At 66.5% G+C, this 12816-nt stretch carries 12 protein-coding genes and 1 tRNA gene; 9 read left to right on the top strand and 4 right to left on the bottom strand.

The window, feature by feature from the left end:
• From trpA to glmM, 3 genes are all read left to right on the top strand, one after another.
• Entirely contained in the window at window positions 1–810 is an 810-nt protein-coding gene (gene trpA / locus H4O10_RS05725) for a tryptophan synthase subunit alpha (protein WP_049454559.1), read from the top strand.
• Window positions 811–1115: 305 nt separating this feature from the next.
• A complete protein-coding gene (gene accD, locus H4O10_RS05730) occupies window positions 1116–1991 on the top strand; it encodes an acetyl-CoA carboxylase, carboxyltransferase subunit beta (RefSeq protein WP_033834844.1) in 876 nt (291 codons plus the stop codon).
• Window positions 1991–3352 carry a phosphoglucosamine mutase gene (gene glmM, locus H4O10_RS05735; protein ID WP_049432023.1) on the top strand — a complete coding sequence of 454 codons (1362 nt, stop codon included), beginning with the start codon at window positions 1991–1993 and terminating at the stop codon, window positions 3350–3352. Before accD ends, glmM begins: the two co-directional genes overlap by 1 nt.
• A 168-nt stretch (window positions 3353–3520) precedes the next feature.
• On the opposite strand, the gene galE is transcribed toward glmM, so the two are convergent.
• The 4 genes from galE to H4O10_RS05755 form a co-directional block, all read right to left on the bottom strand.
• The gene (galE, locus tag H4O10_RS05740) at window positions 3521–4561 is read right to left on the bottom strand and encodes a UDP-glucose 4-epimerase GalE (protein ID WP_033834842.1); all 1041 of its coding nucleotides are present in this window, start codon (window positions 4559–4561) and stop codon (window positions 3521–3523) included.
• A gap of 68 nt (window positions 4562–4629) precedes the next feature.
• Window positions 4630–5487, bottom strand: a complete 858-nt coding sequence (locus H4O10_RS05745; protein WP_005410470.1) for a polysaccharide deacetylase family protein — start codon at window positions 5485–5487, stop codon at window positions 4630–4632.
• Complete coding sequence (locus H4O10_RS05750; protein WP_005410469.1) at window positions 5480–6625, bottom strand: glycosyltransferase family 4 protein; 1146 nt, start codon at window positions 6623–6625, stop codon at window positions 5480–5482. The genes H4O10_RS05745 and H4O10_RS05750 overlap by 8 nt, the downstream gene beginning before the upstream one ends.
• Window positions 6626–6643: 18 nt before the next feature.
• Window positions 6644–8524 (bottom strand): sulfatase-like hydrolase/transferase, encoded by a 1881-nt coding sequence (locus H4O10_RS05755; RefSeq protein WP_111118770.1) that lies wholly within the window; start codon window positions 8522–8524, stop codon window positions 6644–6646.
• Between the two features lie 153 nt (window positions 8525–8677).
• Between H4O10_RS05755 and H4O10_RS05760 the strand changes: the two genes are divergently transcribed.
• From H4O10_RS05760 to H4O10_RS05785, 6 genes are all read left to right on the top strand, one after another.
• Complete coding sequence (locus H4O10_RS05760) at window positions 8678–9655, top strand: 2-oxoglutarate and iron-dependent oxygenase domain-containing protein (RefSeq protein WP_088470650.1); 978 nt, start codon at window positions 8678–8680, stop codon at window positions 9653–9655.
• A 781-nt stretch (window positions 9656–10436) separates the two neighbouring features.
• Window positions 10437–11192: a triose-phosphate isomerase gene (gene tpiA, locus H4O10_RS05765; RefSeq protein ID WP_033835605.1), complete on the top strand. Its 756-nt coding sequence runs from the start codon at window positions 10437–10439 to the stop codon at window positions 11190–11192.
• A gap of 31 nt (window positions 11193–11223) precedes the next feature.
• Window positions 11224–11661: a preprotein translocase subunit SecG gene (gene secG, locus H4O10_RS05770; protein WP_005410465.1), complete on the top strand. Its 438-nt coding sequence runs from the start codon at window positions 11224–11226 to the stop codon at window positions 11659–11661.
• A gap of 51 nt (window positions 11662–11712) precedes the next feature.
• A tRNA-Leu gene (locus tag H4O10_RS05775) sits at window positions 11713–11797 on the top strand.
• A 111-nt stretch (window positions 11798–11908) separates the two neighbouring features.
• Complete coding sequence (locus tag H4O10_RS05780) at window positions 11909–12265, top strand: NADH-quinone oxidoreductase subunit A (protein ID WP_005414075.1); 357 nt, start codon at window positions 11909–11911, stop codon at window positions 12263–12265.
• Window positions 12256–12810: an NADH-quinone oxidoreductase subunit B gene (locus tag H4O10_RS05785; RefSeq protein ID WP_005410463.1), complete on the top strand. Its 555-nt coding sequence runs from the start codon at window positions 12256–12258 to the stop codon at window positions 12808–12810. Before H4O10_RS05780 ends, H4O10_RS05785 begins: the two co-directional genes overlap by 10 nt.
• Window positions 12811–12816: the final 6 nt, after the last annotated feature.

Here is a 12816-nt window from a genome sequence, read left to right on the forward strand (position 1 = left end):
ATGCCTGTATCCCGACTCGATGCCTGTTTCCAGCGCCTGCGCGAGCAGCAGCGCAAGGCGCTGATTCCCTTCATCACTGCCGGTGATCCCTCGCTGGAGGCCACCGTGCCGGTCATACACGCGCTGGTTGAGGCCGGTGCCGATGTGATCGAGCTGGGCGTGCCGTTCTCCGATCCCATGGCCGATGGCCCGACCATCCAGCGCAGCTCCGAGCGCGCGCTGGCACGGGGGGCTGGCAGCCGCTACGTCCTGCAGGCCGTGGCGCAGTTCCGCGAGCGCGACGCGCAGACCCCGGTGGTGCTGATGGGCTACCTCAACCCGGTGGAGATCCATGGCTACGCGGCCTTCGCCAAGGCCGCCGTCGACGCAGGCGTGGACGGCGTACTGCTGGTCGACCTGCCGCCGGAAGAAGCGGGTGAAGCGCAGCAGGCCTTTGATGCAGCCGGCCTGGCACTGGTCCTGCTGGCGTCGCCGACCACCAGCGAAGCGCGGGCCGACAAGCTGCTGGCGCTGGCCCGTGGCTACCTCTACTACGTCAGCTTTGCCGGTGTCACCGGCGCGTCCGAACGTCTGGACAGCGATGCCGCCAGTGCCCGCCTGCAGGCCCTGCGCGCGCGCGCTTCAGTGCCGGTGGTTGCTGGCTTCGGCATCAAGGACGCCGCCAGTGCGGCGGCGATGGCGCGCCAGGCCGATGGCGTGGTGGTCGGCAGTGCATTGGTGGCGGTGCTGGCCGAAGCGGGCTCGGCTGAAGAGGCCGCGCAGCGTGCTGGAGCCTTCCTGGCCCCGCTGCGGCAGGCGCTGGACGCGTAACGGTCGTGCCGGCCGCTGGCCGGCATCTGCCTGACGGCCACATGCAGTGCTGCCGGCCAGCGGCCGGCACTACCCATGGGTCTGCACGTAAGGGGCTGACGGCCAGCGGCCGGCACTACCCATGGGTCTGCACGTAGGGGGCTGCCGGCCAGCGGCCGGCATGACCCAGCACCTAAACGTACGTCCCAGCATGGTTTTTTCCGGCGGCTCCGTGCCCGGCAAGGGGGTGCACGGGCAGGGAAAGCGGAGCTAGACTGTCCGCCTTTGCGGCCCTCGGGCCGCCCTGAACGGAAGTGTCCTCCCGCATGAGTTGGCTCAGCAAGTTGATGCCGTCCGGCATCCGCACCGACAACACCCCCAGCAAGAAGCGCAGTGTCCCCGAGGGCCTGTGGGAAAAGTGCAGCAACTGCGGCAGCGCGTTGTACCGTCCGGAACTGGAAGAGAACCTGGAGGTCTGCCCGAAGTGCGGCCACCACATGGCGATTCGCGCGCGCGCGCGCCTGGCCGCCCTGTTCGACGCCGACAGCACTACCGAGATCGGTGCGCGCCTGGGGCCGACCGACCTGCTCAAGTTCAAGGACCAGAAGAAGTACAGCGAGCGCATCAAGATCGCGCAGAAGAACACGGGTGAGTACGACGCGCTGATCGCCATGCGCGGTCTGCTCAAGGGCCGTGCACTGGTGGCCTCGTCGTTCGACTTCGCCTTCATGGGCGGCTCGATGGGCTCGGTGGTGGGTGAGCGTTTCGCGCTGGCCGCCGAAACCGCAGTCGAGATCGGTGCCCCCTACGTGTGCTTCTCGCAGAGTGGCGGCGCGCGCATGCAGGAAGGCCTGTTCTCGCTGATGCAGATGGCCAAGACCTCGGCCGCACTGGGCAAGCTGCGTGAAGCGGGCCTGCCGTACATCTCGGTGCTGACCCACCCGACCACCGGTGGCGTGTCGGCCTCGTTCGCGATGCTGGGCGACATCAACATCGCCGAGCCGCAGGCGCTGATCGGCTTTGCGGGTCCGCGCGTGATCGAGCAGACCGTGCGCGAGAAGCTGCCGGAAGGCTTCCAGCGTTCGGAGTTCCTGCTGGAACATGGTGCCATTGACCAGATCTGTGACCGCCGCGAGATGCGCGACCGCCTGTCCGATCTGCTGGCAATGCTGGGCCGTCAGCCGGCCCCGGAGATGGCTTGATGGGAGGCCGCAAGTACTTCGGTACTGACGGCATCCGTGGGCGGGTCGGCCAAGGCGTGATCTCGGCCGATTTCGTGCTGCGCCTGGGCAACGCCCTGGGCCGTGTCCTGGTCGCCCAGCGCGGCCAGGACGGGCGCCGGCCGATCGTGGTGATCGGCAAGGACACCCGCATTTCCGGCTACATGTTCGAAGCGGCGCTGGAGGCCGGCCTGGTCGCTGCCGGCGCCGACGTACAGCTGCTGGGGCCGATGCCGACCCCGGCGGTGGCGTTCCTGACCCGCACGCTGGGCGTGGACGCCGGCATCGTCATCAGCGCTTCGCACAACCCGCATTACGACAACGGCATCAAGTTCTTCTCCGCCCAGGGCGAGAAGCTCGACGACGCCACCGAACTGGCCCTGGAAGCGGCGCTGGACGTTCCGTTCACCACCGCCGAATCGGAGAAGCTGGGCAAGGCTTCGCGCGCGCGCGAAGCGGTCGGCCGCTACATCGAGTTCTGCAAGGCCAGCGTGCCGCGCGCGTTCGACCTGCGTGGCGTGCGCCTGGTGCTGGATTGCGCGCACGGTGCCACCTACCAGATCGCACCGCTGCTGTTCCGCGAACTTGGCGCCGAGGTGATCGGCATCGGTGCCGAGCCCAACGGCGTCAACATCAACGCCGGTGTGGGTTCCACCCATATCGACAACCTGGCGGCCAAAGTCCGCGAGACCCGCGCCGATCTCGGCATCGCCTTCGATGGTGATGGCGACCGAGTGCTGATGGCCGACGACCAGGGCAACCCGGTCGACGGCGATGACCTGCTGTACATCCTGGCCCGCGCCTGGAAGGACGAAGGCCGCCTGCACGGCCCGGTGGTCGGCACGCTGATGAGCAACTACGGCGTGGAGAAAGCTTTCGCCGATCTGCAGATCCCGTTCGTGCGCAGCAACGTTGGTGATCGATACGTGCACCAGGCGCTGGTCGAAGGCGGGGGCGTGCTTGGCGGTGAGGCCTCAGGCCACCTGCTGTGCCTGGACCGGGCGACCACCGGCGACGGTATTGTCAGTGCCCTGCAGGTACTGGTGGCACTGCGCAACGGCGGCCAGACCCTGCGCCAGGCGCTGAAGGGTTTGGAGCGGGTGCCGCAGAAAACGGTCAACGTGCGGTTGGGCAATGTCTCGGCCAAGGCCACGGTGCAGGCCGCCAGTGTGCAGGCCGCGCTGGCGGCCGCGCAGCAGTCGGTGGCCGGCCGCGGTCGCGCGTTCCTGCGCCCGTCGGGTACCGAGCCGGTGGTGCGGGTTACCGTCGAAGCCGATGACGCCACGCTGATGCAGGAGACACTCGATCGCTTGTCCGCTGCGGTGCGCGAAGCCGCTGCCTGAGCAGCGTGGCAATCCCGCGTGTTGCACCCGACATGGCCGCGTATGCGGCCATGTTTTTTTCTGGGAGGGGGACTCAACCGTGCGCGACCCGCGATCGCGTTCAGCTGCGGCTGCGCACCTTGTGACGCGTCGTGTACGGGCGTTTCCGACCGCTGGGCCCTGCCCGCATCAGCGCGCGGGCAGGTGCTCTGGCATTGCACCTTGTGCGGCGCGTGACATCGCCCGCTGCCACTTCCAGGTGTCCCGGCACATGTCGGTGAGATCGTGACGCGCCTTCCAGCCCAGCTCGCGCAGCGCCAGCGAGGCATCGGCGAAGCTGACCGCGATGTCGCCATCGCGCCGCGGTACGATGCGGAACGGAACCCGCACGCCGGTGGTGAGTTCGAAGGCCTGGATCAGTTCCAGCACGCTGTGGCCCTGGCCGGTGCCAAGGTTGAGGGTGATGCTGCGCCGCTGGTCGCGAAGGAACTGCAGGGCCAGCACGTGGGCGCTGGCGACGTCCTGCACATGGATGTAGTCGCGCACGCCGGTACCATCATGGGTCGGATAGTCGTCCCCGAAGACCTGGACCTCCGGCAGCAGCCCGGCGGCGACCTGCGCGATGTAGGGCATCAGGTTGCTCGGCGTGCCATGCGGAAGCTCGCCGATCAGCGCGCTGGCGTGGGCGCCGACCGGGTTGAAGTAGCGCAGCGTCGCGATATGCAGGTCCTGGCCCGTTGCTGCCAGGTCGGCAAGCAGCTGCTCGACCACCAGCTTGGTGCGCCCATAGGGCGTCATCGCACAGGTTGAAGCGGTCTCGGCCACCGGGCAGTGGTCCTGGTTGCCGTACACCGTTGCCGAAGAGCTGAAGACCAGCAACTGCACGCCTGCATCCTGCATGGCACCGAGCAGGGCAATCGAACCGCTGATGTTGCTGTCGAAGTACTGCAGTGGAATCTTCTGGGACTCGCCCACGGACTTGAGCGCTGCGAAGTGCAATACGGCATCGATCGCGTGCTCCTGCATCAAGGCGGCCATGCGCGGCCGGTCCCGGATGTCAGCCTGCACGAACACCGGTGCCGTGCCGGTGATCCGTCCGATGCGCTCGACCACGCTGGCGTCGCTGTTGCACAGCGAGTCCACGATGACCACGCCGTGCCCCTGCTGCTGCAGCTCCACGCATGCATGCGAGCCGATGTAGCCAGCACCGCCGGTCACCAGTACGTTCATTGCCTTCACTGTTCCTTGGAGTCCATTCGAAAACCGGGTGTTGCCGCGATCAAGATGAACGTGGCCTCCTACGGGCCAGGCACCATCTTCTTCTGCCGCGCCTTGAAGCCGTTGAAGATCGGCGCGATCAACGGGTTGTAGCTCCATGCGATGCGCTTGCGCAGCCAGCTGGCCGGCCGGTTGCGGATCGCGAAGCGATAGATCCGCTCCGGATCGCCGCCAATCACGTTGCGGCCGAAGGGATGGGTGGTGTGCAGGTAGCGGAAGCCCTGTTCGCGTGCCACTTCGATGTAGTCATCGTCGAAGTCACCATAGGGCCAGCACAGCGTATCGGAGACTTCGCCGAGCTTCTCCAGCAGCGTCTGCTTCGCCATGGCCAGGTCGCCGCTGATGCCTTCGCGGCGCTGCGCACGGTCCAGGTCATCGCGCTTGAGCCAACGGGTGTGGCTGTGGGTATGGCAGTGGACCTCGAACGTGCCGGCTTCGATTGCCGCACGCGCTTCGCTCCAGCGCATCATCACTTCGTCGCTGCGGCCCTGCTTGTAGATCAGGTCCTCGCAGGCGCGATGTTCCGGCGTGGCCGGCAGCTCGGCGCCTTCGATGCCTGCATGCGGGCGGATCGGACCTTCGTGCATCCAGCCGGTGACCACGAACACCACCGCATGCATGCCGTATTTCTGCAGGATCGGATGGGCGTAGACCCAGTTGTCCAGGTAGCCGTCGTCGAACGTGATCACGATCGATTTGCGCGGCACCGGCTTCCCGGCGAGAAAGCCGGCGTACTGGTCCAGCGTCAGCGAGGTCCAGCCGGTCCGTGCGAGCCAGGCGATCTGGCTCTCGAAGTTCTCCGGGGATACGGTGATCATTCCCGGCGAGTTGCTGACATGGTGGTGCATCAGCACCGGTACGGTTCTGGCGTTAGCCATGACCCAGCTCCTTCAACCATTGGAGGTAGTAGTTTTCAGTGGCCTCTCCGTGGCCTGCCGCGCTGAACTGCTTGGCGCTGCGGATCCAGTCCCAACCGGCGCGGCCCATCTGCCGGCGACGTTCCTGATCATCCACCAGCAGCCGCAACGCACCAGTGAGGGCGGCGTCATCACCCAGCCGGGTGAGGATGGCATTGCTGCCTTCCACCAGCATTTCAGGCACGCCGCCAACGCGATGCGAGACGATCGGCAGTGCCGCCTGCGCCGCCTCGAGGAACACGGTCCCCGAGGCTTCCTTGTGGGTGGCCAGGGCGAAGATGTCGAAACCGGCCATCAGCCGGTGTGCGTCGCTGCGGAAGCCGAGCAGGTGCACCTGGCGCTCCAGCCCGAGTTCGCTGCGCAGGGCCTGCAGGCGGCCCATGACCGGCTCGCCGTCGCCGACCACGGCCAGGTGCAGGTCGGGATTGGTCTTGCATAGTGGCGCCATGGCGCGCAGCAGCTCGGCATGGCCCTTGGGCTCGCGCAGCACGGCCACGCAGCCGACCACGATGTCGCGCTCGGCGAAACCGAGTTCGGCGCGGACCTGTGCGCGGGTGGCCTGCAGGTTCTCCCAGGGATCGCCCTGCTCGGTCATGCCCCAGCGCGGTGGCGTCGCCATGGGGGGCACGATGCCGATGTGCTCGGCGGCAATGCCGCGGTCGACCAGCAGCCGCTTGACGAAATCGCTGACGGTGATGATCCGGTGCGGAAGACCGGTATAGGTCAGCAACGAATTGACCGGACTCATCAGGTGGCGCGAGCGCACCACCAGTGGCGTGCCGCCCAGGCGTGCGCCGGCCGCGGCGATCAGTGCGTCGCGGCGGCTGGTGGTGTTGACCACGTCGTAGCGTTCGCGGCGTACCAGGCGTGACACCGACCAGATGCCGCGCAGCAGCCGTGCCAGGCCGCCCATGCGCAGGGTATGCACGGTGAAGCCATCGTCGCGCGCGAGCTGGGCCAGGCGGGCATCGGGCTGGCACAGCAGCGACACCTGGTGCCCACGCGCACGCATCACCTGCATGTGGCGGAAGATGTAGATCTCCTGGCCGCCCATTCCCCGGGCAGCTTCGGTATGCAGGATCCGCAGCGAGCGTTTCATGGAATCCATCCTCTGTGGTCAGCGGTTGCGGAAGCGGGTCAGCGCTTCCCATGCGGTACGGACGGCGCCGGCATCCGGTGCCTGGCGCGGCAGCGGGCGGTAGTGCCGGTCGAGCGCGGTGGCGTTGCCGAACTTGTCGAACACGTAGATGGCATCGCCATGGCGGACGGCGCGTTGTGACCAGCTTTCCACCACCAGTGCGCGCTCGCCTGCGGGTTCGGCCAGCAGATCCTGGCCGGTGCTGAAGTCGCTCAGTGCGTTCTCGCAGCCCAGGGCGTGGCGCATCAACGTCGGCACCCAGTCCTCATGTGAACTGGTGCGTGTCTCATGGCCGCTGGGCTGGCCGGGCCAGTGCAGCACGAACGGTACCTGCAGCTGGTAGTCGGAGAAGTTGCCGTTGTGGCCCCAGTAGTTCAGCTTCAGGTCGTTGAACTCCTCGGCGTGGTCGCCGGTGACCAGGACGATGGTGTTCTGATCCAGGCCCTGCGCGCGCAGATCGTCCAGCAGGGTGCCGACGAGGCTGTCGGCGTAATGCACGGCGGTCCGGTAACGGTTCAGTTCCGGGGCCGGGTCGTGGTCCGGACCGAACCTGAGGAAGTCGATTTCCTGCACCATCGGGGTCGCCAGCGGCGGGTAGCCTGCGGGCATGTGGTAGGGCGCATGGGTGGAATCGAGGAAGACGAAGCCGAACCACGGCGTGTGCGCTGCCTGGCTTGCACGGATGTCCTTCTGAAGCGAGGCCACGATGCTGCTGTCACGGCCTTCCGAACCCAGACCGGGCGGGCCCTGGTGCAGCTGGTCGCGGACGTCCGCAAATGCAGTGCGGTCGAATTCCGGGCTGTACATCGGCGCGCTGCCGTACAGATGCAGGTCGTACCCCTGCTGGCCCAGCACCTTGAACAGCTGTGAGCCGCGCTGTTCGTCAAGCATGCTTTGCCAGTAGCCGCCCGGCAGGCCGTAGAGCAGGCCGAACAGGCCATAGCGGGTGGCGTTGCCCGTGCTGAAATGGCGGTCGTAGACACGAGCGGAGGCCGCCAGTGCCGAGGTGTTCGGCATGATCTGCGGAGTAAGCGCATCGTGGCGCAGCGATTCCAGCACGACCATCAGTACATTGGGCCGCTGTGGGCTCTGGCAGCGCAGTGGCTGCAGCGGATACAGCAGCTGCGCATGGCGAGGATCGGGCAGGCCGACCTGCTGTTCACTGACCACGCCCAGCCTGCGCATGAAGCTCTTGGCGGTGATCGGCTGGGCCCAGGGCAGGTAGTTCCACTGGGCAATCACGTCACGGTCGCCGCGTGCGTCGTAGTAGGCGGTGGCCACCTGGCCGCTCGCCATCAGCAGGGCGACCACCGCCCAGGCCTGCAGCACCCTGCGCCGGCGGGGCGCGGCCGGCAGCAGCTTCCAGCACGCCCAGGTCAGGATGCCCTCGGCGGTGAAAATGGCCGCCACCAGCAGGCCGACCTGCACCCAGGTCTTCCACGACAACGCAACCTGGTCCTGCAGGGCGCCGCCGAACACCATGTTCAGGACCATGGCATTGAGGTGGAAGCGGTACAGAGTGAACACCTTGGCGTCGACCAGCAGCAGGCACAACCACAAGCCCTGCAGCAGTACCGCACTGATGCTCAGCGTGCGCGCGCTGCGCGGCCACAGGCCCAGCAGCAGTGGCAGCGCGCCGGCCAGCGCGCCGAAGGCGAGCAGGTGCCCGGGCAGGGCAATCGCGAGATAGGCCAGGCCCTGGTGGCCGCCCGGGTTGTCGTACAGCGGCACGTTGCCGAGGGTGATCATCGTCGCCAGCAGCGCATTGCCCAGGACGAACAGGGACCACCACGCAAGCCGGCGCCAGCGAAGGGCAGGGCCCGCAGAGGGAAGGGCGATGGCGGCTGGGGCGTCGGGCATGGTGCGTCGGGTCGGGGAGGCGCGGTCGGGGCTTGCGCTGCCAACGTGATGGATTCGTTAAATTATGCGCAGGTCGCGCATTGTATCGATTTGTTTCCGAGGATCGAGTAGCGTCCGCCGGGTGATCTGTCACAATGTTCAGGCGGGCCATGAATGCGCAGGCCCCCCAGACCCACTGACAAGCCAGGAATTGCTGTGAGCCAGATCCCCACCCTCGACATCACCCGTTTCGACAGCGACCGCGAGGCCTTCGTGGCCGAGCTGGGCGCGGCCTACCGCCAATGGGGATTCGCGGGCATCCGCAACCACGGCATTCCGCAGGCCGACATCGACGCGGCCTACGATGCCTTCAAGGCCTTCTTCGCCCTGCCGGAAGAGGTCAAGCGCAAGTACCACGTGGCCGGCAGCGGCGGCGCCCGCGGCTATACCCCGTTCGGCGTGGAAACCGCCAAGGGCTCCAAGCACTTCGACCTGAAGGAGTTCTGGCACATCGGTCGTGAAATCGCCGACGATTCCAAGTACCGCGACGTGATGGCACCGAACCTGTGGCCGACCGAGGTCGAGGGCTTCCGTGAGCGCGGCTACGGCCTGTACCAGGCGCTGGACAACCTGGGTTCGCGCGTGCTGTCCGCGCTGGCCCTGCACATCGGCCTGCCGGAAGACTTCTTCGCCGACAAGACCAACTTCGGCAACTCGATCCTGCGCCCGATCCACTACCCGCCGATCACCACCGACGACATCCCGAACGTGCGTGCCGGCGCGCATGGCGACATCAACTTCATCACCCTGCTGGTCGGCGCCAGCGCCGCGGGCCTGGAGGTGCAGTCGCATGAGGGCGAGTGGGTGCCGTTCACCTCGGACGCGGACACCATCGTGGTCAACATCGGCGACATGCTGCAGCGCCTGACCAACCATGTGTACCCGTCGACGATCCATCGCGTGGTCAACCCCCCGGGCGAGCTGGCCCGCCAGCCGCGTTACTCGGTGCCGTTCTTCCTGCACCCGAACCCGGATTTCCTGATCGACGTGCTGCCCTCGTGCATCACCCCGGAGAATCCGAGCCGGTACCCGGAGCCGATCACCGCCCACGGCTTCCTCGAGGAGCGCCTGCGCGAGATCAAGCTGAAGTAAAGAAAAGTGAGGCCGCCGAAAGGCGGCCTTTGTCTTTGCAGGGTTGCACCCTGCACCCGCGGTAGTGCCGGCCGCTGGCCGGCAAGTCCAAAGCCAAAGCGGCTCTGGGTTTCTGCGTGTTGGGCGGGGCGGTGTGGGTTGGCAGGACACGCCGTGAACCCCCAGACCGGCCCAGCCGCTGGCGGCTGTGCGTTCGGGCGCTTGCGAAGCAGTGCTTCGCAAGCAAAGCGCCCTCACCCCTGGGGGCTCGATGGCGCCATCCATGGCGCCAACGGTCCTGCCAACCCACACCTCCCCGCCTTCGACAGTTTCCCGGTGACGGTGGGTAAATCGCGATTCCCGGTGGGTGTCGACCTTGGTCGACGCGGTAGATCCACGCCATGCGTGGATGAGATATCTCTGTTCGAAGTGGGGTAGGGGTTGGTCCAGCCAGCAGCAACCCGGAATGCAGCTTTTGCCTTTGCTCTTGCTCTTCTTTTTTCTTTCCGTGGCGGGCGGAACCGCCGGACTGTGTCAGAGGCCGGGCGGGTGGGGATGGCGGGGGTGTCCGCGGCATGGATGCCGCGGCCAAGCCCTCAGGGACGGGTTTACGGCGACCCCCGGCATCCCCACCCGCCCGGCCAAGCTCACCAATCCAACCCGTGATACGCGACCGAACCCGCCCCCCGCCACGGGGGGGCTGCGCCGTTGGCTGAAAATCCATGTAACCGCTTACAAGGAAACGGATTTTTGCCGCAGCAGGTATCATGACCGGCTGACTTCATACAGGAGCCACCCGCTCATGCGCCGCAAGATCGTCGCCGGAAACTGGAAGCTGCATGGCAGCCGTCAATTCGCCAATGAACTGCTGGGGCAGGTGGCTGCCGGGCTGCCGCTGGAGGGGGTGGACGTGGTGATCCTGCCGCCGCTGCCGTACCTGGGGGAGCTGGTCGAGGACTTCGGCGAGACCGGCCTGGCCTTTGGCGCGCAGGACGTGAGCAGCAACGAGAAGGGCGCCTACACCGGCGAGGTCTGCGCGGCCATGCTGGTCGAGGTCGGGGCCCGCTATGGCCTGGTCGGCCATTCCGAGCGCCGCCAGTACCACCACGAGAGCAGCGAGCTGGTCGCGCGCAAGTTCGCCGCCGCCCAGCACGCCGGCCTGGTGCCGGTGCTGTGCGTGGGCGAGACCCTGGAACAGCGCGAGGCCGGGCAGACCGAAGCGGTCATCGCCAGCCAGCTGGCACCGGTGCTGGAGCTGGTCGGCGCGGCCGGTTTCGCCCGGGCCGTGGTCGCCTATGAGCCGGTCTGGGCCATCGGTACCGGCCGTACCGCCACCAAGGAGCAGGCACAGCAGGTGCACGCGTTCATCCGTGGCCAAGTCGCGCGTATCGATGCTAGAATCGCTGATTCACTGCCCATTGTTTACGGCGGTAGCGTGAAGCCCGACAATGCCGGGGAACTGTTCGCGCAGCCGGATGTCGATGGTGGGCTGGTCGGCGGCGCCTCCCTGGTGGCCGCGGACTTCCTGGCCATCGCAAGGGCGGCGGCCGCGAACTAATCCTAGAAGTATTGTCCGAGGGCGGTTTCCAATGCTGATGTTGATCCTCAATGTCGTCTACGTGCTGGTCGCTGTGGCCATGATCGCGCTGATCCTGATGCAGCGTGGCTCGGGTGCGGCGGCGGGTTCGGGCTTTGGTGCCGGCGCCTCGGGTACGGTGTTCGGTGCGCGTGGCGCCTCGAACTTCCTGTCCAAGTCGACCAAGTGGCTGGCCGTCGTGTTCTTCGGCATCAGCCTCTTCATGGCCTGGTATGCCGGTCATGGCAGTCGTCCGGCGGCCGACCAGGATCTGGGCTTGATGTCCGCTCCGGCGGCGGTCGCTCCGGCGGCTCCGGCAGGCGAATTGCCGGCCGTTCCGAAGGCTGATGCGGTCCCGGCCGCCCCGGTTCCGGCCGCGAATGTGCCGGCTCAGGCGGAATCTTCGGTTTCTGGTGAAGAAAAGCCTTCGGAAGGCTCCCAGAAACACTGAAGCCGGTTACAATACGCGGCGCATCGGGAAGATAGTCTGATGTGATCGTTTGCCCAGGTGGCGGAATTGGTAGACGCACTACCTTGAGGTGGTAGCGACTTAGGTCGTAGGGGTTCGAGTCCCCTCTTGGGCACCATTTGTAAGTAAAGCGGGTTCACCTGGCGCGCAAGGCGCCAGGTAGATTCCCGTCCACTCCCCCATGCCAAAGCGCCTGCAGGCGCAGCGGCAGAGGCAAGAGAGAATCGCTGTGCTGGCCGAATATTTGCCGTCTCTGCTGTTTCTGATCGTTGCCACCGGTATCGGCATTACGCTGATGCTGGTTGGTCGATTCCTCGGTCCCCGCCGCCCCGATCTGGAAAAGCTGTCGCCGTACGAGTGCGGCTTCGAGGCCTTCGAAGACGCGCGCATGAAGTTCGACGTGCGCTACTACCTGATCGCGATCCAGTTCATCGTCTTCGACCTGGAAATCATCTTCATCGTGCCGTGGACCCAGGTCTTCATGGAGCTGGGCGCGCGTTCGCTCGTCACCATGGGTCTGTTCGTCGGCATGCTGTTCCTCGGTTTCATTTACGTCTGGAAGAAGGGAGCGCTGGAATGGGAGTGATTCAGACTCTCGATGGCCTCATGAACAACCCCACGCCGGAAGGCCGGGTTGATGACATCCTGCGGCCGGAAGGCGACAACCCGCTGCTGGAAAAGGGCTTCGTCACCACCAGCGTCGATGCACTGCTGAACTGGGCGCGCACCGGCTCGATGTGGCCGATGACCTTCGGTCTGGCCTGCTGCGCGGTCGAGATGATGCACGCCGGCGCCGCGCGCCTGGACCTTGACCGCTACGGCGTGGTGTTCCGCCCGTCGCCGCGCCAGTCCGACGTGATGATCGTGGCCGGTACCCTGGTCAACAAGATGGCCCCGGCGCTGCGCAAGGTCTACGACCAGATGCCGGACCCGAAGTGGGTCATCTCGATGGGTAGCTGCGCCAATGGTGGCGGCTATTACCACTACTCCTATTCTGTCGTGCGCGGCTGTGATCGCGTGGTGCCGGTGGACGTCTACGTCCCGGGTTGCCCGCCGACCGCCGAGGCGCTGGTGTACGGGATCCTGCAGCTGCAGAAGAAGATCTGGCGTACACAGACCATCGCCCGCTGACCCCTT

It is taken from the genome of Stenotrophomonas sp. I18B00994, assembly GCF_014145825.1.
GTDB classification, from domain to species: Bacteria; Pseudomonadota; Gammaproteobacteria; order Xanthomonadales; family Xanthomonadaceae; genus Stenotrophomonas; species Stenotrophomonas maltophilia.

What these genes read in the sequence shown, in the direction of transcription:
- trpA (WP_049454559.1), top strand. Translation starts at nt 1, where the DNA reads ATGCCTGTATCCCGACTCGATGCCTGTTTCCAGCGCCTGCGCGAGCAG.
- accD (WP_033834844.1), top strand. Translation starts at nt 1,116, where the DNA reads ATGAGTTGGCTCAGCAAGTTGATGCCGTCCGGCATCCGCACCGACAAC.
- glmM (WP_049432023.1), top strand. Translation starts at nt 1,991, where the DNA reads ATGGGAGGCCGCAAGTACTTCGGTACTGACGGCATCCGTGGGCGGGTC.
- galE (WP_033834842.1), bottom strand. Translation starts at nt 4,561, where the DNA reads ATGAACGTACTGGTGACCGGCGGTGCTGGCTACATCGGCTCGCATGCA.
- H4O10_RS05745 (WP_005410470.1), bottom strand. Translation starts at nt 5,487, where the DNA reads ATGGCTAACGCCAGAACCGTACCGGTGCTGATGCACCACCATGTCAGC.
- H4O10_RS05750 (WP_005410469.1), bottom strand. Translation starts at nt 6,625, where the DNA reads ATGAAACGCTCGCTGCGGATCCTGCATACCGAAGCTGCCCGGGGAATG.
- H4O10_RS05755 (WP_111118770.1), bottom strand. Translation starts at nt 8,524, where the DNA reads ATGCCCGACGCCCCAGCCGCCATCGCCCTTCCCTCTGCGGGCCCTGCC.
- H4O10_RS05760 (WP_088470650.1), top strand. Translation starts at nt 8,678, where the DNA reads ATGCGCAGGCCCCCCAGACCCACTGACAAGCCAGGAATTGCTGTGAGC.
- tpiA (WP_033835605.1), top strand. Translation starts at nt 10,437, where the DNA reads ATGCGCCGCAAGATCGTCGCCGGAAACTGGAAGCTGCATGGCAGCCGT.
- secG (WP_005410465.1), top strand. Translation starts at nt 11,224, where the DNA reads ATGCTGATGTTGATCCTCAATGTCGTCTACGTGCTGGTCGCTGTGGCC.
- H4O10_RS05785 (WP_005410463.1), top strand. Translation starts at nt 12,256, where the DNA reads ATGGGAGTGATTCAGACTCTCGATGGCCTCATGAACAACCCCACGCCG.